19 protein-coding genes are annotated in these 21,170 nt (G+C 42.0%); all 19 read left to right on the top strand.

The genetic code is table 11. The features are described 5' to 3' along the window. The first annotated feature begins 20 nt into the window (after positions 1–20). The 19 genes from AB7942_RS00385 (at position 21) to AB7942_RS00295 (ending at position 21,116) form a co-directional block, all read left to right on the top strand. The gene (locus tag AB7942_RS00385) at positions 21–503 is read left to right on the top strand and encodes a flavin reductase family protein (protein ID WP_369445418.1); all 483 of its coding nucleotides are present in this window, start codon (positions 21–23) and stop codon (positions 501–503) included. A gap of 50 nt (positions 504–553) precedes the next feature. After that, positions 554–1,336 carry a 2-keto-4-pentenoate hydratase gene (locus AB7942_RS00380; RefSeq protein WP_369445417.1) on the top strand — a complete coding sequence of 261 codons (783 nt, stop codon included), beginning with the start codon at positions 554–556 and terminating at the stop codon, positions 1,334–1,336. A 107-nt stretch (positions 1,337–1,443) separates the two neighbouring features. Then, positions 1,444–2,433, top strand: a complete 990-nt coding sequence (locus AB7942_RS00375) for a fumarylacetoacetate hydrolase family protein (RefSeq protein ID WP_369445416.1) — start codon at positions 1,444–1,446, stop codon at positions 2,431–2,433. A 27-nt stretch (positions 2,434–2,460) separates the two neighbouring features. Beyond that, on the top strand, positions 2,461–4,314 hold the full coding sequence (locus tag AB7942_RS00370) for a V4R domain-containing protein (RefSeq protein WP_369445415.1): 1,854 nt from the start codon (positions 2,461–2,463) through the stop codon (positions 4,312–4,314). A 189-nt stretch (positions 4,315–4,503) separates the two neighbouring features. Further along, complete coding sequence (locus tag AB7942_RS00365; protein WP_369445414.1) at positions 4,504–5,820, top strand: MFS transporter; 1,317 nt, start codon at positions 4,504–4,506, stop codon at positions 5,818–5,820. A 178-nt stretch (positions 5,821–5,998) separates the two neighbouring features. Then, positions 5,999–6,838, top strand: coding sequence for an alpha/beta fold hydrolase (locus AB7942_RS00360; protein ID WP_369445413.1), 840 nt, complete (start codon positions 5,999–6,001; stop codon positions 6,836–6,838). 26 nt (positions 6,839–6,864) lie between these two features. Continuing rightward, a complete protein-coding gene (locus tag AB7942_RS00355) occupies positions 6,865–7,818 on the top strand; it encodes a VOC family protein (protein ID WP_369445412.1) in 954 nt (317 codons plus the stop codon). A 61-nt stretch (positions 7,819–7,879) separates the two neighbouring features. Continuing rightward, positions 7,880–9,385 (top strand): FAD-dependent tricarballylate dehydrogenase TcuA, encoded by a 1,506-nt coding sequence (gene tcuA / locus AB7942_RS00350; RefSeq protein WP_369445411.1) that lies wholly within the window; start codon positions 7,880–7,882, stop codon positions 9,383–9,385. Continuing rightward, positions 9,385–10,581 carry an acyl-CoA dehydrogenase family protein gene (locus tag AB7942_RS00345; protein ID WP_369445410.1) on the top strand — a complete coding sequence of 399 codons (1,197 nt, stop codon included), beginning with the start codon at positions 9,385–9,387 and terminating at the stop codon, positions 10,579–10,581. Before tcuA ends, AB7942_RS00345 begins: the two co-directional genes overlap by 1 nt. Before the next feature lie 395 nt (positions 10,582–10,976). After that, complete coding sequence (locus AB7942_RS00340) at positions 10,977–12,176, top strand: acyl-CoA dehydrogenase family protein (RefSeq protein WP_369445409.1); 1,200 nt, start codon at positions 10,977–10,979, stop codon at positions 12,174–12,176. 41 nt (positions 12,177–12,217) lie between these two features. Next, positions 12,218–13,075 carry an adenylyltransferase/cytidyltransferase family protein gene (locus AB7942_RS00335; RefSeq protein ID WP_369445408.1) on the top strand — a complete coding sequence of 286 codons (858 nt, stop codon included), beginning with the start codon at positions 12,218–12,220 and terminating at the stop codon, positions 13,073–13,075. Between the two features lie 49 nt (positions 13,076–13,124). Beyond that, positions 13,125–14,012 (top strand): isocitrate lyase/PEP mutase family protein, encoded by an 888-nt coding sequence (locus AB7942_RS00330; RefSeq protein WP_369445407.1) that lies wholly within the window; start codon positions 13,125–13,127, stop codon positions 14,010–14,012. A 45-nt stretch (positions 14,013–14,057) separates the two neighbouring features. After that, positions 14,058–15,479: an FAD-binding protein gene (locus AB7942_RS00325; RefSeq protein ID WP_369445406.1), complete on the top strand. Its 1,422-nt coding sequence runs from the start codon at positions 14,058–14,060 to the stop codon at positions 15,477–15,479. A gap of 34 nt (positions 15,480–15,513) precedes the next feature. Next, positions 15,514–16,236, top strand: a complete 723-nt coding sequence (locus AB7942_RS00320) for an SDR family NAD(P)-dependent oxidoreductase (protein WP_369445405.1) — start codon at positions 15,514–15,516, stop codon at positions 16,234–16,236. A 31-nt stretch (positions 16,237–16,267) separates the two neighbouring features. Then, on the top strand, positions 16,268–16,705 hold the full coding sequence (locus AB7942_RS00315; RefSeq protein WP_098932963.1) for a GlcG/HbpS family heme-binding protein: 438 nt from the start codon (positions 16,268–16,270) through the stop codon (positions 16,703–16,705). A 14-nt stretch (positions 16,706–16,719) separates the two neighbouring features. After that, positions 16,720–18,084, top strand: a complete 1,365-nt coding sequence (locus AB7942_RS00310; RefSeq protein ID WP_369445404.1) for an FAD-dependent oxidoreductase — start codon at positions 16,720–16,722, stop codon at positions 18,082–18,084. A 358-nt stretch (positions 18,085–18,442) separates the two neighbouring features. Then, positions 18,443–19,297, top strand: a complete 855-nt coding sequence (locus AB7942_RS00305; protein WP_369445403.1) for an aspartate/glutamate racemase family protein — start codon at positions 18,443–18,445, stop codon at positions 19,295–19,297. A gap of 30 nt (positions 19,298–19,327) precedes the next feature. Next, entirely contained in the window at positions 19,328–20,122 is a 795-nt protein-coding gene (locus AB7942_RS00300; protein WP_369445402.1) for an electron transfer flavoprotein subunit beta/FixA family protein, read from the top strand. Positions 20,123–20,135: 13 nt separating this feature from the next. Then, complete coding sequence (locus AB7942_RS00295; protein ID WP_369445401.1) at positions 20,136–21,116, top strand: electron transfer flavoprotein subunit alpha/FixB family protein; 981 nt, start codon at positions 20,136–20,138, stop codon at positions 21,114–21,116. Positions 21,117–21,170: the final 54 nt, after the last annotated feature.

The raw sequence follows: 21,170 nt of genomic DNA, 5'->3' as shown, positions 1-21,170 counted from the left end.
AGTAGAAAGGGGTTTTTAGAATGGATGATCGATTATTTAGAACCGCGATGGGAAAATTTGCAACAGGTGTAACCGTTATTGCAACGGATGTCGAGGGTGATGTGCATGGAATGACTGCAAATGCCTTCATGTCCGTGTCACTCAGTCCAAAGCTAGTTGTCATCTCGATTGGGGAAAAAGCTAAAATCCTTGAGAAAATAAAACAAAGTCAAACATTTTCAGTCAATATTTTAGCTGCAGATCAACAGGAACTTTCAATGATTTTTGCTGGACAAATAAAAGAGCCACGGGAAGTCATTTTTGACCGTCTTGATGGGAAACCAGTATTAGCCGGTGCCGTCGCCCAAATTGCCTGTGAAGTATCTGCTGAACACGTAGAAGGGGATCATACTCTTTTTATCGGAAAGGTGACTGGTATTAAGCTTGAAGATGCTGAACCACTTCTTTTTTATAGCGGACGCTATCGTACCTTATTAGAGGAATCATCTGTTACATCAAATTAAAAAAAATCACAACCATGCTTTAAAAGCATCGACATAAAGGAGTAATGGTAATGGATATTCAAAAAGCTGCTACAGCACTAATGGAAGCGGAAAGTGAGAAACAGCCGATTGCTCCCTTTACTTCATCCACAGAAGAAATTTCTGTGGATGAAGCCTACCAAATTCAGCTGCACCAAATTCATCATAAAGTGGATAAAGGTGCAGTAATTGTTGGGAAAAAAATTGGTCTAACAAGTAAAGCAATGCAGGATATGTTTAATGTGAACGAGCCTGATTATGGGCACCTTCTTAATGACATGATCTATGAGGATGGAGAGACGATTGGACTAAATCAGTTTATCCAGCCAAAGATTGAATTCGAAATCGCCTTTGTCTTAAAAAAAGATTTAAAGGGTCCTGGAGTAACAATGAATGACGTCATTGAAGCAACCGATTACATCGTACCGGCACTCGAAATTATTGACAGTCGGATTAGAAACTGGCAAATCAAGTTCGAAGATACGGTAGCAGACAATGGCTCTTCAGCAGGGGCGGTTATCGGAAAAACATCTGCTAAGATAGATGGGCTTGACCTCACCAAAATTGGCATGAACGTATATAGGAATAATCAATTTTTAGACTCTGCTGTAAGTGCAGCAGTAATGGGGAATCCCGCGCAAGCCGTTGCTTGGCTTGCTAATGCCCTAGGTAATTACGGTATCTCTCTATATGCTGGTGAAATTATTCTTGCTGGGGCTCTTTCAAAGGCGATAGTCATTGAGGATGGGGATACATTCACAGCAGAATTTGAACAGTTGGGTTCAGTATCAGCGAGCTTCAAACGAAACCGATAAAAATTAAAAAACACTAGTTCGAATTATGTTTGAAGACTCCTTGTATATCGTTATGTGAGGAGTCTTTATTGTAAGAAAAAAAATTCCATAAAATGAGGGGTAGCAAAATGGGTATTAAAGTTGTTAGATTCGAAAAGGAACAAAAAGAGCAATGGGGAGTGGTATCAGGAGATCAAATCCGCCTTTTATCAGGTACATACCAAAGTTTAGCTGATTTTTTGGAGCATGGGAAAGAAGAAGCTCGTACCATCAATGCTCAAGATAATACAGTATGTGTTGCATTAAATGAAGTGACCATTTTGAGTCCAGTGACAAAGCCAGCACAAATCGTTTGTCAGGGAGTCAATTACTCAGAGCATCGTGCTGAGACGGGAATGGAAGCTGCACGAGCTCCTTTTAATATGATTTTTAGCAAAGCTGACAGTTCCCTTTGCGGCGCCACTAGCGAAATTGTAAGGCCGCGCGATGTTAAGCTACTAGATTATGAATTGGAACTTGGTCTGGTAATCGGAACAGAAATCTCAGAGGCTTCAGATATAACAGACGAAAACCTTCATCAGTATATCGCCGGGCTGGTGATTGTTAATGATGTTTCTGCGCGAGATGTTCAGCTTTCTCAGGGGCAATGGTTGAAAGGTAAGAGCTACCGAACTTTTTGTCCAACAGGTCCTTATCTTTATTTGCTCGACAAGGAAGAACTGCCATTGATTCATGATCTTGAGTTAAATCTTTGGGTGAATGATGAATTAAGGCAATCTGCCAATTCAAATCAACTGCTTTACAAACCGGCAGAAACCCTTACAGAGCTCTCGGAAATTATGGATTTATCCCCTGGGGATCTGATTGTTACTGGAACTGCAGGCGGGGTTGCACTAAATTTAACTCCACAAGTATTGGAACTTTTATCAAACATGGCTATTCCTTATCAACAAAAGTTGGATTTACTTGAAGAGGGACAGTTAATCAGTGGAAAATACCTGAAGGATGGCGATGTCATTCGCTGCCAAATTCGTAGCTCAAATGGATTAATTGATCTTGGCGAACAAATAAATAAAGTCGTTCCAAGTATAAAGAAAAGCCATGTAAACTCCTTTTAACCCTTAAATTGAGAGGGGGAATTAATATTGAATAACGTAGCCCAATCATATAAACCTAGCTCCACAGAAGATGGAAATAAAAAAATCCTTTCAACTTCTGCTGCTTTTGGACTCCTAAGGAAAGGATTAATAGAGAATCTAGGGACTAAAAGAGCAAAAGGGTTTCTACTTCGTTATGGTTGGAATTTAGGTGTTAGTGATGCAGATGAAGCAATGAAAACAAGTTCATCGATCAATGACCTTCTTAATCAAGCATCGATTCTTCATTTAAGCACGGGGCATTTTAGAGACATGAAGTCCGAAAGAATAATCGAAATGAGTGATGCAGAAACCATTAAATCGATCCTTGGCAAAGGAAAATGGATTGACTCATTTGAAGCCATGGAGCATATCAAGCACCATGGCCAATCAGAAGCACCGGTATGTCATACCTTGACAGGATATGCAAGCGGTTATATGTCAACTGTCTGCAGGAAGAGTGTCATTGTTAAGGAAATTAGCTGTATTGCTATGGGAGATGCTGAATGCTGCTTCGAAGCAAGATTGCAAGAGGATTGGGGAAATGAAATTCAAGAGGAACTTAAATTCTATCATGAAAGTAATATCATCGATGAACTGGAGTATACTTATGAGCAATTGTTAGAGCAGCGGAATTTTATCGAAACCGTATCTAAATTTCATAAGAAATTAACGGAAAGTGTTTCGAATGGAAGCAATCTTCAGGATATTGCTGATAGCACTTTAAAATTATTGAGAATCCCAATTTCTATTGAAGATTTAAGCTTCCAAAAAATTGTTTACTCAGGGCTGACAGATGAGCAATATATTAGTCTTAATAACAACCTAAAAGAGAATTTAATTCGAAAAAATAGGAATAATCACAACCTGCTGCCATTATTTAATGAAACGACTAGAATAAAGACAGAAAATCAGGAACGTTTGATTACGCCCATTATTGTCCAAAAAAAAGTAATTGGATATTGTACCTTTTTTTATATAAATGACCTAGGGAAAAGTGCGGAAACGGATATTATGTTTATAGAGAGGGTTGCCAATGCCGCCTCATTGTACCTTTTAAACGAAAAAACAAGTTTTGAAGCACTTGAAAAAATGAAGGGGTATTTTTTAGAACAAATCCTTAAGGGGCAATATTCCTCCAAGGAGGAAATTATCAAGCGTGGCTGGCATATGGGCTTTAACCTTGAGAACCCTTTTTATATTGCCGCAATTGATTATAAAGAGAAGGGAATGACCACCCAGAATAGCTTTGATCACTATGACCAAATATTAGAGACCATTGCCAAGTATCTCGATATCCAAGGATATAAAGCGTTAATTGGTCAGTATGAGGGTCAGATTATAATGCTGATACCCGAAACAGCAAATATTATCGCTGTAATGGAAAAAATCCTGAAACATATTGAAACAACGTATTCATCTTATCATTATAAAGTCGGGATAAGCGATAAATCCGAGGATATTGAGAGTATATTGGATTATTTCGAAGAGTCATTAATTGCCTTACGGATGTCCACAGATAAAAAAATTAATGGTTTTAAAGATTTAGGGATAGTTGGTGTCCTAATAAATTCAAAAAATGTAAGCGGGATTAAGAAAATCGCAAAACAAGAATTAGGACCACTATATAAATTAAATGATGTGAAACAAAAAGAGTTACTGAAAACACTCTATGTCTTTTTATCCAATGGTGGAAAACTTCAGCAGACGATGGATGACCTTTCCTTATCTATGAGTGGTCTAATGTATCGAATCAATAAGATTGAAACGCTCATCAATAAAGATTTGCGGGATTCTTCCCAAAGCTATCAGCTCTTGCTAATTCTTGACTCACTGATGGCATTAGGAGAGCTAGAAATATAAACAACTAAGGGCAGTCCTAATCGGATTGCTCTTATTTATTGAGTTCATCATTTGATAAAAACCAACAAAAACAACTTGAAAATAGTTTAAACTCCAATAGTTTTTACTCTAGATGTAATATACAGAATTTCCTAAAATATAAAAATGTAAGCACTTTCAAATTCAAGCTATTTATAGGGAGGAATTTATTTGAATCAAGGACAATCTATTAATCTGATTGAAAAAAGCACGGTGAAGAAAACAATGAAGAGAATTTTACCATTTATTTTGCTTTTGTATGTGGTTGCCTTTTTAGACCGAGTCAATATGGGTTATGCAGCCTTACAGATGAATGCGGATTTGTCATTAACAGCTGAAGTATTTGGCTTGTTGTCTGGTCTATTTTTTATCAGTTATTTCCTCTTTGAAGTTCCTAGTAATATGATTTTGAATAAGGTGGGGGCACGGTTGTGGATTGCCCGTATTATGATTACTTGGGGAATTGTCGTTATGTTACAAGGCTTTATCCAATCAGCAACCCACTTATATATATTACGCTTTTTACTGGGTGCAGCTGAAGCAGGATTTGTCCCAGGGATCATACTATATTTAACATATTGGTTTAGGGCACGGGAACGCGGGAAAGCAACAGCGCTCTTTTTTGTTGCCTTGCCATTAAGTGCGTTGATCGGTGCCCCGTTGTCAACTTGGATCATGGATACAATTTCATGGAGTGGTTTGGCGGGGTGGAGATGGATGTTTATCTTAGAAGGTGTGCCAGCTGTTATTTTAGGGGTTGTGGTTATATTTTATTTGACCAATAAACCTGCTAACGCAAAATGGTTAACGACGGAAGAAAAAGCTTGGCTTGAGGGAGAATTAGATAAGGAACGAAAACTAAGTGCCAAGTTAAATAAAACCTCTCATCTTGGCATGTTGAAAGAGTCAAAATTGTGGAAATTAGCTTTATTTAATATCGCTGGTTTTATTGCAGTGAATGCACTCTCTTATTGGATGCCAACCATTATTAAAACTTTATCTTCATCTTCAACAACTAACTTACAAATTGGCTGGTTAGCTATGATTCCATCGATTGTTGCGATTCCGTCGATTCTTTTTACGGGATGGAATGCAGATCGAACGAACTCACTCAAATTGCATTTAGGAGCAAGTGTGTTTATTGCCATGGTTGGATTCATTGGCTGTGCTTTTGTATCAAGCGTTCCATTTATGGTCTTAATGCTCTCCATTACCTCCGCTGGTTTATATGGTATATCAGGTACTTTTTATGCATATATCACTTTCTTCTTCTCAGAATCTACTGCACCTGTTGGCATTGCTTTAGTAAGCACTCTTTCCTCATTAGGCGGTTTCGTTGGACCCTATATAATGGGTGTTTTCACTTTTAAACAAGCAATGTTTATTATAGCTGGATTCCTGCTTATCAGTTTAATCACACTCACAACACTTAAATTATCGAAGAAAGATCAGAATGAAATGGAAGACAAAATAGTCGTAGAAATATAATTAAAAAACCAATAAAAACTATCTAAAAATAGTAGGAAGTCAGATGATTTTTTCTCTAGATTAAAATTATTGAATTTTCTAAAATTTAGATAGGGTTAAAATATAAAAAATGAAAGGGGTTACATTCTATTGGATGTTCCCATGATTGTTTTATTTACAGAAGGAGGAGATTTTCAAAATGGCAAACATTACTCAACAATTAGTTAAAACGGATAACTTTGAAACATTTGTAAATCGAGCGGGTGAGGGGAATTCTGAAACTATATTATTCTTACATGGCTCAGGACCTGGTGTTTTCGCTTGGGCTAACTGGCGATACGCATTAAATGCATGCGGTGAAACATATGACTGTATTGCTCCAGACCTGCTTGGCTTCGGACAGAGTGGACATCCAGAGTCAACTCCAAAGAACAGACAGGGATGGATGGACCTTTGGGTAAATCAGTTGATTGAACTGCTGGATCGCTACGGGATACAAAAGGCTCACGTGGTTGGGAATTCGTTAGGCTGTTCCATTGCATTGGAACTATTACTAGAATATCCTGAACGTTTTGGCCGGGTTGTCTTAATGGGACCTGGAGGGACACCGAATACAAAGCTAAGTCATGAACTAGCTCGTGCAAAGGGCTTCTACGACAATCCATCTGAGAAGAAAATGCGTCAAATTATGGGCTGGTTCGTGTATGATGTGGAAAAACTTGCTCCAGAAATTGACTCACTTGCTGCTACGCGATATGAGACAGCGATGCGTCCAGAAATCCATCTTTCTAACGAATCTATCTTTGCAACAGCAGCTGTCCCTGTGCCAGTAACTGCACTTAAACGGATCAAAAATCCAATATTACTTGTTCATGGACGTGACGATATGGTTTGCTCGGTTGAATCTAGCTATTACCTACTCTCACATCTCCAGAATGTTCAATTGCATGTATACGGTCAATGCGGCCACTGGACGCAAATTGAGAACCAAGAAAGCTTTAATAATTTAATTCAAAACTATTTCTCTAGTACAATTTAAAAAACATTAGGAGCGGAGGTATAAAGATGACTTTACCAGAGATTGCAAAGTTAGGACATGTAGCACTCGTCACACCGGATTTGGAAAAATCTTTATGGTTTTTCAGGGATGTTATTGGATTAGAAGTAACAGAAGAAAAAAACGGGACCTATTACTTACGTGCATGGGGCGACTTTGAACATCACTCTCTTTCTTTAACAGCAGGAGAGAAAGGGTATGTTGATCATATCGGCTGGAGAACGAAACGTCCGGAAGATGTGGAGGGCTTTGCCCAGCTGCTTGAGAAAGCCGGAACAGAGGTTAACTGGATTGAAGCGGGCGAAGAAGCTGGTCAAGGACGAGCGATACGCTTTAAACTGCCAAGCCAGCATTCTTTTGAAATTTACTATGATGTGGACAAGCCTAAGGCAGATGAAAAAAGACGTTCCGTCTTAAAAAATCAAACGTACAAAGCATGGGCGCGCGGCTGCTCGCCAAGGCGATTTGACCATGTAAATATTGCTACTTCCATGGATGTCGGTGAAATTCTCGATTACTTAGGCAGCCAATTAGGATTTAAGCTTCGTGAATATGTGAGATACCATGAAAAAACGACCGTTGCAGGCTGGATGAGCGTCACTCCTTTAGTTCACGATATTGCAGTTATTTCAAGACCGCAAGCAGAAACACCAAACCAGCTTCATCACATTTCCTATTGGCACGATAGCGCTCAAGATATCCTAAGAGCAGCTGATATTTTGGCTGAAGCAGGTATCAAATTTATTGGGCCAGGTAAACACGGTGTTTCGCAGGCGTTTTATCTCTATGTATGTGACCCAGGCAGCGGCTGCCGTGTGGAGTTATTTAGCGGATCCTATTTAATTTTTGAACCAGACTGGGAACCGGTCGAGTGGACGGAGGAAGATCACTCGATTGCTAACACCTATTGGGGAGAAACCGTAAGCGATAAGGAGTTGAATAAACCAACGATCGAAGCGTGATTTATAGGCTGACTCAGGAAATAGCTTGAGTCAGTTTTTTTGGAAAGCGAGGGACAGTTTTGTGACGGAAAACAAAATCTATGAAACTGATATTGTTGTAGTAGGGGCAGGGAATGCCGCCATGTGTGCTGCAATAGCTGCACGGGAAAATGGTGCCAATGTCATTGTGCTTGAAAAAGCTCCAGAGGTTGAAAAAGGGGGCAATAGCACGTACACGCATGGCTCCATTCGTTTTGCCTATAAGGATGTCGAAGAGTTAAAACAAATTATGCCGGACCTTACGCAGGAAGATCTAGACATGACAGATTTTGGGGCTTATACGGAGGAAGAATTTTTTGATGATATGTGCCGTATAACGGAATATCGTACTGACCCAGAGCTTGCCTCCCTCTTAACAAGTAAAAGCTTCGAAACAATGAAATGGATGCAGTCCCATAAGGTAAGGTGGGTGCCAATCTACGGGCGCCAAGCCTTTAAGGTGAATGGCATTTTTAAATTTTGGGGTGGAATGATTGTTGAATCCGTAGGGGGTGGGCCAGGTTTAGTTGGAGCACTCCACGCTGAAGCAGAGAGTTTAGGTGTTCAAGTTTTATTTAATGCAATGGCGACCGAACTCATTCACGATGATGATGGCGTACATGGAGTCGTTTTTAAGCATAATGGGAAAACAACAGAAGTTCATGCGAAAGCGGTTATCTTAGCATCTGGTGGTTTTCATGCCAACCCTGAAATGAGAACTCGATACTTAGGTCCCAATTGGGATTTAGCTAAAGCAAGAGGGAGCCGTTTTAATACCGGTGAGGGCATTCAAATGGCGCTAAATATTGGAGCTCTTGCAGCTGGAAACTGGTCAGGCTGTCATTCGGTTGGTGGAGATCGTTATCTTCCAGAATTTACAGAAGGATTTCAAAAACTCAGTTATCCCTTTGGCATCATCGTTAACGCAGAAGGAAACCGTTTTGTTGATGAGGGAGCTGACTTTCGAAACTATACGTATGCGAAATACGGAAAAATGATTCTTGAGCAGCCAGGACAGTTTGCTTGGCAGGTATTCGATGCTAAAGTAGCAGGGCTTTTACGAGAGGAATATCGGGGACGAAAGGTAACAAAGGTCAAAGCTAATACCTTGGAAGAATTGGCGGATAAGCTTGATGGGGTAGATAAGGAAGGTTTTTTAAAAACGATAGCGGAATACAATGAGGCTGTCAGTAAAAATATACCATTCAACCCAAATATTAAGGATGGCCGTTGTACAGATGGGTTAGCGGTGCGGAAATCCAATTGGGCCAATACCTTGGATGAAGGTCCATTTGAGGCATATGCCGTCACTTGCGGAATTACCTTTACGTTTGGCGGCTTAAAAATAAACACTAATACCGAGGTTCAAGACCTATTGTCCCAATCGATTCCAGGGTTATATGCTGCTGGTGAACTGGTAGGCGGCCTATTCTACTTTAACTACCCTGGTGGTGCGGGCTTAATGGCCGGATCTGTTTTTGGGAAAATTGCCGGAGAAAATGCCTCACGTTTTATTTCACATGTAAAAGAAAAAGAGGAGATGTTTTAATGACGAAACTTAAAGAATTTGACAATATTCTTGTAGAAAAGGCTAGCTCATTAGTTCCGAAATTAAGGGAAAGGGCGAAGGAAACAGAAGAAATTCGTCGAATCCCTGAAACATCAATAATGGAATTAAAGGAAGCAGGTATGTTCAAGCTGCTCCGTCCGAAACGATATGGCGGCTTACAAACCAATATGAAGACCTATGCAGATTGTATTGTCGAGATTTCTCGGGGCTGTGCTTCAACTGGCTGGATTGTAGCGCTCTGTGCGATTCGGGAACTAATGGTCGCTGAATCTTTTACAGAAAAAACGCATCTGGAGATTTTTGGAGAAAATGAGGAAGATGTTCTATTTGCTGGGGTTTATGAACCAAGAAAATGCATTGCGAAGAAAGTGGTTGGCGGGTATTTGGTTGAAGAAGGATTTTGGATGTTTTGCTCTGGCTCCCTTCATGCGACATGGGGATACTTTGGGATGGCGATTACAGACGAGGACGGAAAATTAGTCGATCAAGCTTTAATGACGGTGCCATTTGATGAGTTAGAAATCATGGATGATTGGCATACGATGGGCTTAAAAGGAACAGGCAGCAACAGTGTTAAAATGACCAATGTTTTTATCCCAGAACATCGTTGCGTTTCATTTTCTGAAGTTTTGAACGGAAATTTTAATTCACAGCACCTGCGTGATATTCCACTATATAATTCGGCACTCTTTCCATCCCTGATCTTATCATTAGGTTTGCCTGGCTTAGGGGTGGTGAAGGCTGCAATGGATTTCTTCCAGGAATTCCTTCCCAATCGAAGAGCTAGTCATATTGGGGTTGAATACTCCAAAGATGCCACAAGCACCCATCTTCTGTTGGCTGATGCCTCTTTAAAAATTGATACCGCTGAAATGCATTATTATCGTGTCGTTCATGAGATTGATTCCTGGGCGGAAAGCGGGAAACACATGGATCGTCACGCACGAGTAAAGACATTGGCAGATATCGGTTATGCAAATCAGATGTGTAAAGAGGCTCTCGATATTTTGATGCTCGCTAGTGGATCAGGGTTTGTTTATGAGGGACACCCTCTCCAAAGAATTTTCCGTGATTTTTGGACACTGTATTCACACCGCTCGCTTTCACCAACGATCACAAAAGAAAACTACGGACGGGTTCTGGCAGGATTGGAATCGAATGCCCTTAGATACTAGGAAGAAAGGCGCTATTCGCCAGTAAAAGATGCGTATTCGCCAGTAAAGAAGTGGTACCCGCCAGTAAAAGATGCGTATTCGCCAGTAAAGAAGTGGTATCCGCCAGAAAATAGCAGCTATCCGCTAGTAATGGAAGGTTATCCGCCAGATAAGCACCTAAATCAAATTTTAGGTGTTTTTTTATGGATAAATAACGAAAAAAGGAGATCAAAATTCGATACAAACTTCATGCAAATAAAAAAACCAATAAAAACTATCTAAAAACTGCGCTAACTCAAACGATTTTTACTCTAGATTGAAGTTACCGAATTTTCTAAAATTTAATTATGAACAAAACTTCATTTAATACTTACTAAAATAGATGGGCTAAATCAAATGGGAAGGGAAGAGATGCAATGATGACGAGTACTATCTTGGATGTACAGACTGAACTGGTAGAAAAGGCACGATCGTTTGTACCAAGATTACGTGAACGGGCAAAAGAGACAGAGGAAATTCGGAGAATTCCAGATGCCACAATTAACGAATTAAAAGAGTCCGGCCTTTTCTATATCCTTCGCTCAAAACAATTTGGCGGCTACCAAACAAACATGAGAACGTATACGGATATTGTGACGGAAATCTCCCGTGGCTGTGGATCAACCGGCTGGATTGTTGCCCTATGTTGTATTCGGGAATTGATGATATCGGAATCCTTTTCTGAAATGACGCATCAGGAAATTTACGGATCTGGTGATGATATTGTTTTTTCAGGTGTATTTGAACCAAGAAAGATTCAGGTGAAAAAGGTTGAAGGCGGTTACATCATTGAAGAAGGTTATTGGCCGTTTTGCTCTGGTTCCCTTCATGCGACATGGGGATACTTCGGAATGCCAATTGTCGATGAAGATGGAAACGTCGTTGATCAAGGCTTGATTACTTTACCAATGAGCCAAGTGGAAATTACGGACGATTGGCATGTAATGGGACTTTGCGGCACAGGAAGTAACAGTATCAATATGAAAAATGTTTTTGTTCCAGATCACCGCGTTGTATCCTTTACAGACGCCATTGCTGGAAAGTTTCAATCTAATCATTTTCGAGATATTCCACTCTATAATACAGCACTATTCCCTGCGCTGGCGATGTCAATCGGTGTTCCGGGCTTAGGGATGGCGAAGGCTGCTTTAGAATTATTCATGGAAAAATTGCCAAATCGAAGAGCGGCGAATTTGGGGGTTGAATACCTAAGTGATGCCGTTACCACTCATCATCAAGCTGCAGAAGCATCCCTAAAAATTGAAACCGCTACCATGCACTTTTACCAAGTCGCTGACCACCTTGATGCTTGCGCTGTAAGTGGCGCGTACATGAGTAAATTTGAAAGAGTCAAAGCATTGGCCAATATCGGCTATGCGGTGCAGTCCTGTAAGGAAGCCATCGATATCTTAATCCTTGCAACGGGTTCGGCCTATGTGGGTAATGGGAACCCGATGCAAAGAATCGGACGTGACTTTGCTGCCTTATACACCCACAGAACAGTTTCGCCAATTACCTCCAAAGAAAACTTAGGGCGAGAATTATGTGGTCTTTCAAGCAATACGAAAAATATTTAATAATGATTGAGGCTTAGGTTAAATGATTAGGAGGGAACTGCATGGAAACGATTTATTTGAACCCGGAAAATCTAGCGGACTATCAGCAAAAAGCAAGCCTCAGCGTCATGGCCCTAGGATTTTTTGATGGTATTCATAATGGACACCGTGAAGTGATTAAAACAGCTTTTCAGAAAGCAAAAGAAAGGAATCTTTCACTATCTGTGATGAGTTTCTTTCCACATCCCAGAACAGTTTTATCCAATGGAAAGACACATGTTGATTATCTGATGCCGCTTTCTGAAAAGGAAAAGATATTCTGTGAACTGGGGGTCGACATATTTTATATCGTTGAATTCGATAGAGAATTTGCGTCACTTTCCCCAGAAAAGTTTGCAGCTAAGTATTTAGTTGATCTTGGAGTCGTCCATGCAGTTGCCGGCTTTGATTATACCTATGGTTTTCGTGGAGTTGGAAATATGGACCGCTTGATAAGTGATTCAGGCGGGATCCTCGAAGTGACAAAGGTAGATAAAGTGGAATACCAGGGGGAGAAAATTAGTTCAACTTGTATTCGTGAAAAATTGGCAAGTGGAAATATTGAGGATCTGCCAGCATTTTTAGGACGTCTCTATGAAGTGGCATGTGAATGGGACGGTACTTCACTAAGTGTAATGCCTCATTATACATTGCCTGCTCCGGGAAAGTATGTAGTCACAGTAAGAGGATCAAATCAATCACAAGTGCTAGAAATGATTGTTACAAAAGAAAAAGAATTGATTCCGCTAAAATCAGTTTCAGAGTTAACATCCAATGATAATGGTGTTCTTTCTATCATTTGGCACGAACAGATCCTCGGAAAAGTGAAAAATTCTTATCAAGAGCATGGGTGGATTCAAGGAGTTGTTCAAATCGGCTAACCAGAAGTTTTATTAAAAGATAATTTTAAAAAAAGGGGGGCTATAAAAAGTGAATAAAACGAAAGAGTTCCAAAAACTATTACACCAACCTGGTTCATTTATCTTACCAGGTGCTTATGATGCAATGTCTGCTAGATTAATAGAAGAAATCGGCTTTCAAGCGATATACGCCACTGGAGCTGGAATATCCAATGCTCAATTAGGGTGGGCGGATGTAGGCCTGACTTCCTTAAAAGAAGTGGTTGACATTGTAGCAAGGATGACGGATGTGACCACGATTCCGATTGTTGTCGATGCCGATACAGGCTTTGGTAATGCGATTAATGTTATCCGTACTGTTAGAGAGTTTGAGAGAGCAGGTGTAGCAGCGATTCAAATGGAAGACCAGGTTTCACCTAAGAAATGCGGCCACTTCAATGGGAAAGATGTTATTTCAAAAGATGAAATGGTCGGGAAAATAAAATCTGCTGTTGACACTAGGAGAGATGAAAACCTAGCAATCATCGCCCGTACGGATGCATTAGCCGTAAATGGCATGGAAGATGCATTGGACAGGGCAAATGTCTATGCGGAAGCTGGAGCCGATATTATTTTTGTAGAAGCGCCAACAACCATGGAACAATTAAAGCAAATTACCAGCTCATTAAAAGGGATACCACAGGTAATAAATCTGGTAGAAGGTGGTAAAACCCCGCTGATTACCTTAAAAGAAGCAGAAGATATCGGATTTAAAATCATGCTTTGCGCTAATACTGTCCTCCGCTCTGCCATCAAAGGAATCACAGAGTCGTTAAGAATATTAAAAGCCGAAGGTTCACACGAAAATGTTCACGAGTTAATTTGTACGTGGGAAGAGCGACAATCACTCTTTAAACTCAATCAGATTAAAGAGTGGGAAAACAAGTATGGAGAAAATCAGGCATCAATAAAAAAGTGATTTTACTTTTTTAATAAATTAAGAACTTTAAAGGAGGACTTAGTTGTGAGGAGAGAAGTAGATTACGACATCGTAGTCATTGGATGTGGAGTTGCAGGGAACTCAGCCGCATTATCTGCCGCTGAAACGGCTAAAAAGGAAAATAAGAACTTAAAAATAGCTATTTTAGAACGAGCTGATTATGACCATAGGGGTGGAAATTCTCGTTGGACTGCCTCCTATATGCGGATGAAGAATCTCGATGAAGTTGCTGATAACTTCGTAGAAGACATGCTGGCTTTTTCAGACAACTATTCCGATCGGGAGTACATAGAAACTCTCGCCAAGGATGCTGGCAGCACACTTCGCTGGGTCCAGGAAAAAGGGGTTGAATTTGACTACCTGCCAACAATGTTTTTGACCGCATCAAGGCCTCGTTTACTTCCAGTAGGCGGCGGTCGTGCCATCGTTGACACCCTATCCCGCCGTGCAGGTGGACTTGGCGTAGAGATTATTTACGAGGCAACTGCTTGGAAATTACTTCTTGATGACGAAGGTGCCGTCAATGGACTGATGGTGCGGGTTAAAGGTGGCACTTCCCTTCAATTAAAAGTGGGAGCTGTTGTGTTAGCGTCAGGTGGATTTCAGGGAAATCAGGAGATGATGGCACAATATGTTGGCAGAGATGCTCATAAAGTTCGGACAGTAGCCGAGGGTGGATTGTTTAACAAAGGTGAAGGAATCCGGATGGCAATGGAGCTAGGGGCAAAAACGGCTGGTCAATTTGATTCTTTCCATGCTGAACCGGTCGACCCAAGAAGTAAACGGGAAGAGGCTGCTGTAATGACATACCCTTACTTTATTCTAGTCGATCAGAATGGAAATCGTTTCGTTGATGAGGGGAAAACAACAGTCGATGAGCAATATGAAGAGGTTGCACGGACAATATTCCACGATCTTCCTGGTCATATTGCCTATATGATCGGCGATCAAAAGATGTATGAAATTCCAAACTATGAACGAGCTGTGGAAACCGATAAACCGGCCATTGTTGCTGATACGATCGAAGAACTGGCGGAGAAGATTGGTGTGCCTGTCGGCCAATTAACGGCTACGGTTGAATCCTATAACGCTGCTGTTCAACCGGGTGAATTTCATTGGGATAAAAAAGATGGAAAACAGGCGATTGGAATTACGCCGCCGAAGTCCAATTGGGCGATTCCGATTAATAAGGCTCCGTTTATAGCCTATCCAATTGTCTGCTCCAATGTTTTCACCAACGGTGGATTAGCTACCGATACGAATGGGCGTGTTCTGTCTCAAGATCATGATCCGATTCCAGGTTTATACGCAGTCGGTGAAACGGCGGGTCTTTATTACGGGAAATATCCAGGCGGGACATCTGTGCTAAGGGGTCTTGTGTTCGGCCGCCGTGCCGGTGATCATGCCGTATCTTACGTAACTGATTCTAAGAAACTAGAGGTTTAAGTAGTATGGTTTTCTTGAGAAAGGGTGAGCTTATTTGGAATTAAAAGACAAGGTGGCATTAGTAACAGGGGGAGGCAGAGGAATCGGCAGAGAGACCTGTATTCTCTTAGCGAAACAAGGTGCTAAAGTTGCTGTTTTTTCCGACAATGAATCTGAAAGCAAAGAAACTGCTTCCTATATTTCTGAGGTGGTTGGGAGCGAAGCAATCGCCCTTACTGGGGATGTTCGTTCAGAAGAGGATATAAATCAAGCAGTCCAGACAACACAAGAAAGTTTGGGTTCGATAGATATTTTAATCAATAATGCGGGTGTCATGCTCCTTAAGCCGTTCAATGAAATGACGGTTAAAGAATGGGACTTTGTACAAGATGTTAATATTCGTGGAGTCTATTTATGTACTCGGACAGTCGTGCCGCAAATGATGGAGAAAAGACACGGTGTGATCATCAATCTATCGTCGATTTGGGGAACAAAAGGCGGTCCTGACAGAAGTGCCTACATTGCTTCCAAATACGCATGTCTCGGATTTTCCAAAGCACTGGGTGAAGAATTAAAGCCTTACAAAATTAGAGTGAATGCGGTCTGTCCAGGTCCAGTAAATACAAAGATGATGGACGATTTTGATGTGAATAAAGACAATTGGTTGCATCCACGTGACCTTGCTAATGTCATCGTCGATTTATGTTTACCAAAAAGTGTCGCTGTAACTGCAACCGCAATTGAAGCATTTGGTTACGGACGACCAGTAAATTTATAAATATTTCTAAAAGTTGAAAGGGGAAATCATAATGGAAAAATTAATTCCAGCTATTGAATCAAAAAATATCAGTCTAGCACTTGCTAATAAAATGTTAGAGGCGGCACTAGTTAAGGGAAAAGAACTAGGTATGCCGTTTAGCATCTCAATCGTTGATCGTGTGGGGAACCTAAAAGCGTTTGCCGCCATGGACGGTGCACCGGTATTAAGTTTGGAAATTGCTCAAAATAAAGCATTTTCTGCTGCCACTTATAATAGAGCAACACACGAATGGTACGACAGATTAAAGGATGATCCACCATTGCTGCATGGGATTGTTCACACTCCAAGATTGATTATTTTTGGCGGTGGTTATCCAATCAAAATCAATAACGAACTGATCGGTGGTGTTGGGGTTAGTGGCGGACATTATACTCACGATATGCAGGTTTGCCAGGCAGCATTAGAAGTGCTAAAAAACCTAGAGTAAGAGGGTGTTGATGGATGGAATCCTATGATTTGATTATTTTAGGCGGAGGGTTAGCGGGGATGTGTGCTGCAGTTGAGGCAGGTGAAACGGGTGCACACGTCCTTCTTCTGGAGAAACAGGATGAACTGGGCGGCAGTACGGTTCTTAGTTCAGGTTATATGGCCTTTGCCGGAACAGATTTGCAAGAGAAAGCATGTTTCATCGATTCAACTGAGACCTTATTGGAGGACATGATTGAGGTCGGCGGCGGGGTGAATGAACTGGCACTTGTTGAAGCCTATGGCCAGCACCAATTAGAGACATATAATTGGCTTATTGAGCACGGTGTTGAGTTCCGCTCACTCGAAGCGGTTAGCGGTCACAGTGTTCCTCGCGGACATATTATTGACCCACACCAAGCGATTCAAACACTTAAGCGAAGGGTTAAGCAGTTGTCAAACGTGACCATTCGATTTAATGCTCCGGCACAAAGACTATTGAAAAATGACGATGGTCGGATTGATCGTGTTTTATATGTGGCCGAAGGGGTAGAGCAATTTGCGCATGCCTCCAAAGGGGTAATCATTGCATCAGGAGGGTTTGCAAAAAGCGAGGATCTATTAGTGCAGTTTGCCCCCCAATTAAAGGGAGCACTAAGGATTGGCGGCCGTGGAAATCATGGGGACGGAATACGGATGGCATGTGAGCATGGGGCCTGGTTAAAGGATTTACCATTCTTGAATGGGACCTATGGATTTCATCCTACAGCTGCAGGACCAGTAAAGTCTCAAGGGTTAGCCTTCTACAAGGGTGCAATCATGGTCAACCAATTTGGGAAACGGTTCGTTAACGAGTCTATTTCTTATAAGCTATTAGGAAAGGCTGCTTTCGAGCAGCCTGATCAAGTGAGTTTCCAGGTTTGGGACCAAACGGTTATGAACAAGAGTGTTCACGATGACCCTCTCTATGATTTGGAATTACTGAAGCGGCGCAGGCTTCTATATCAAGCGGACACACTGGAGGAATTGGCTGACTGTATTGATGTGCCGCATGAAGTATTAGAAGAAACAATCTCCAGATACAATCAAGGGATTGAAGACGGAGAAGATCCTCAATTCGGCAGGAAGTCTTTAACACATAACTATGGAAAACCAACACCAATTGAGAAGGCACCATTCTATGCATTTGAGTCGACAGTCGCGATGCTGGCAACTTATGCAGGGGTGTCGGTGAACTCAGCGGCACAAGTGGTGAATCCTTACAGTGAGCCCATTCCAGGATTATTTGCAGCTGGAGAGGTGACTGGTGGATTCCACGGGGCAGGTTACATGACCGGTAGTTCTTTAGGGAAATGTGCGGTCTTTGGACGGATAGCAGTCCAAGAGGCATTGAAAAGGTAACAGTAAAATAATTGAATTGCATGGGCGTGGAAAGGCACAGATTAGGATTCGCTCATAGAATGGGTGAATTCGCTCATAAAACTAATAAATTCGCTCATAAGATTGGTGAATTCGCCCATAAAATGGTTAAATTCGCTCATAAAATTGGATTCGCTGATTGAACTCGAAAATCCGCTGTTAGAACCGGGGAATCCGCTGATTTAGCTAAAGAATTCGCTCAAAGACTATTAAATTTCACTTACAAACGATGAATTTCCGCAAAAATAAACATGGATACACTTTTTTGAAACAAATCTAATAACAAAAACGAACTTTTTATATATTTTTTCGAAAAAAGCACAAAAAGGAGGTAAATTTTATGAAAATCTGGCATCAGAGCCTAACCACGATTGACCGGGTTCCTCAATACCGAGATGCAATCATGAACCATGTGCGGAAGATTGCACGACCAGACGTGGAGGTCGTTCTACATGGCATGTCTGAAGAGACATATCCCACACATTACCCCGGGCATTTTATTACTCATTCCTACCTGCAGAACCTGCACCGGGAGCAGTTCGTTCGTGCTGCATTAATGGCTGAAGCCGCAGGATACGATGCGATGTTTATTGGAACCATTCCTGACGTTGGTCTTTTGGAGGCACGCACGCTCGTTGATATCCCTGTGGTTGGTTATGGGCAAGCCTCCTTCCATATGGCATCCATGCTTGGAGACCATATCGGAGTAGTCAATTTTTTAACCCCATTGGCAGACGAGCTTAGACAAAACGCCGCCCGGTACGGCCTCGGCGAAAAGCTCGGACCAATTGTGCCGCTGGAGTCAGGCTTTGATGATGTGCTCGCAGGCTTCGATAATCCTGAGCCAGTTATTGCGGCATTTCAAAGATCAGCCGAGACTGCCATCTCTCAAGGAGCTGATGTGATTGTCCCGGGAGAGGGGCCGATGAACGTTTTCCTTGCAACCTTCGGGATTTCAAGGATTGGTGACGTACCTGTCGTTGACTCATTTGGTGCCGGAATCAAGATGTGCGAATCACTAGCGGACCTAAAAAGAGTATCAGGAGTATATATGACCCGGAGCGGTTACTACAACTCAAAACCTCCAGCAGAAGCGGTTGCAAGATTACGAGAAATGTACGGATTAGACCCATACCCAAATCCTAATAACCAGCGAGGATTAGCAGTAAGGGCAGGAGTAGAAGTAAAAGGTTAACCAAATAAAAAGACAAGAGGTGAACTAGAGATGCATATCGTCGTATGCCTAAAGCATGTTCTTGATCCGGAAATTACTCCGCGTTATTTTCAAATTGACCCAGAGACCAATCGACCGGTGAATGGAGATTCCGACATGGTTTTGGACTCTTTTGCCGAGAACGCGCTTGAACTGGCTATTCAACTTCGAGATAAAACACCGGGTGCTACGGTGACTGCCATCTGCCTGGGTGACGAATCCTCGGAGGAAGTGCTTCGCCGAGCGTTTGCCTTCACGGCAAACGCTGCCGTCCGAGTTTGGGATTCGGAGTGGGAAAATCTAGATGGGCAGGCCGTTGGACATATCCTTGCACAAACAATCAAAACCCTTGGTGGTGCGGAGCTTGTACTGACCGGATATCAAGCAAGTGACATTGAGGAAGGCCTTGTTGGACCAGTCATGGCTGAAGAACTTGGGATTCCTTGTGTGACGCTTGTCTCCGAACTTGAACTGGATGAAGGCAGTGTGAAGTCTACTTGCGAAGCAGAAGGCGGTTATACTGTGGCGAGTGTTCCGTTTCCAGCTGTTTTTACAATTATTAGTTCTGAGGCAAATGTCCCTCGCCTCCCTAAGGTTAAAGATATCCGACTTGCGAGGAGCAAACCAATCACTCGATTTGAATCAGATGATATTTATTTAGATCCTGTGCGTTGTCAGCCGGGAGTTAAATTGGAGCGGGCCTACGTCCTAAACAGAGATGTCAATTGCGAAATCCTTTCTGGCAGCGATGGCTCAGAGCTCGCAGCTGAATTGACTGACAAGCTCTTGGCACTCAAGATATTATAGGAGGTCTCAAACTATGTCCAAAATCCTTATCTTTACAAATCAGCAAGAAGAATCACTAAGCCCTGGTGCCAAGGAAGCACTGGCATTCGGCAGTCGTTTGGCAAGTGCCACCGCCGGAAGTGTGGAGGCTGTCTTGGTTGGACCCGCGACTGAGGCTGGTGCCAAGGAAGCAATTGCCTTTGGAGCAAGCAAAGTATATACCATTAATAATCCTTTACTTTCTGAATATCAGGTTGAACTTTACGTAGATAGCCTCTTCACTGTTTTCCAACAATCTGATGCCGATACGCTGCTCCTCTCTTTCGATAGAATGGGTAAGGATCTTGTAGGTCGACTGGCTACACGCATTGGCGCATCTGCCATAACAGAGGTGACTGATTTTAGAACTGAAGGCGGTAAGCTGACATGGGTGCGCCCAATTTATGGTGATAAAGCATATGGGGAGTATTCAACTACACGTCCAAAGGTGGTTGTTGGCATTCGCCAAAAGAGTCAGGAACCGGCTGTACCTGATTCAACACCTACAGGTGAAATTATTTCAGTGGATTATTCCGTTCCAGTGGAAGTAGTTATAACCAAGTTGGTGGTGAAGATTCAGTCGGCCTTGTCAGATATCCGTCTTGAGGATGCTACAATTATTGTCTCCGGCGGTAGAGGTCTTGGCGGGCCTGAAGGCTTTCAAGATTTGCAGTCCCTTGCAGAACTACTGGGCGGGACAGTCGGTGCTTCAAGGGCAGCATGTGACGCTGGATGGGTTCCTTCTAACTTGCAGGTAGGACAAACGGGTGCTGTTGTTGCTCCAGACCTTTATATTGCGGTCGGAATATCCGGTGCCAGTCAACATCTAGCAGGCATTACCAGTGCAAAGACCGTTGTTGCCATCAACACAGATTCAGAAGCACCCATTTTTAAACGGGCCAATCTCGGTGTAATCGCCGACTACAAGACAGTGATACCAGCACTTACGGAAAAACTGAAAAAGGTCCTTGTTTAAGGAATACACATCTAAAAGGTTCAAAATCCTATTTTAAGTCCTCATTTTGGTAGG

The sequence above is a fragment of the Neobacillus sp. BF23-41 genome, assembly GCF_041106275.1.
The sequence above is the reverse complement of the archived record's forward strand: the minus strand, read 5'-3'. Positions and strand labels throughout refer to the sequence as shown.

What these genes read in the sequence shown, in the direction of transcription:
- AB7942_RS00385 (WP_369445418.1), top strand. Translation starts at nt 21, where the DNA reads ATGGATGATCGATTATTTAGAACCGCGATGGGAAAATTTGCAACAGGT.
- AB7942_RS00380 (WP_369445417.1), top strand. Translation starts at nt 554, where the DNA reads ATGGATATTCAAAAAGCTGCTACAGCACTAATGGAAGCGGAAAGTGAG.
- AB7942_RS00375 (WP_369445416.1), top strand. Translation starts at nt 1,444, where the DNA reads ATGGGTATTAAAGTTGTTAGATTCGAAAAGGAACAAAAAGAGCAATGG.
- AB7942_RS00360 (WP_369445413.1), top strand. Translation starts at nt 5,999, where the DNA reads ATGGCAAACATTACTCAACAATTAGTTAAAACGGATAACTTTGAAACA.
- AB7942_RS00355 (WP_369445412.1), top strand. Translation starts at nt 6,865, where the DNA reads ATGACTTTACCAGAGATTGCAAAGTTAGGACATGTAGCACTCGTCACA.
- AB7942_RS00345 (WP_369445410.1), top strand. Translation starts at nt 9,385, where the DNA reads ATGACGAAACTTAAAGAATTTGACAATATTCTTGTAGAAAAGGCTAGC.
- AB7942_RS00340 (WP_369445409.1), top strand. Translation starts at nt 10,977, where the DNA reads ATGATGACGAGTACTATCTTGGATGTACAGACTGAACTGGTAGAAAAG.
- AB7942_RS00335 (WP_369445408.1), top strand. Translation starts at nt 12,218, where the DNA reads ATGGAAACGATTTATTTGAACCCGGAAAATCTAGCGGACTATCAGCAA.
- AB7942_RS00315 (WP_098932963.1), top strand. Translation starts at nt 16,268, where the DNA reads ATGGAAAAATTAATTCCAGCTATTGAATCAAAAAATATCAGTCTAGCA.
- AB7942_RS00310 (WP_369445404.1), top strand. Translation starts at nt 16,720, where the DNA reads ATGGAATCCTATGATTTGATTATTTTAGGCGGAGGGTTAGCGGGGATG.
- AB7942_RS00305 (WP_369445403.1), top strand. Translation starts at nt 18,443, where the DNA reads ATGAAAATCTGGCATCAGAGCCTAACCACGATTGACCGGGTTCCTCAA.
- AB7942_RS00300 (WP_369445402.1), top strand. Translation starts at nt 19,328, where the DNA reads ATGCATATCGTCGTATGCCTAAAGCATGTTCTTGATCCGGAAATTACT.
- AB7942_RS00295 (WP_369445401.1), top strand. Translation starts at nt 20,136, where the DNA reads ATGTCCAAAATCCTTATCTTTACAAATCAGCAAGAAGAATCACTAAGC.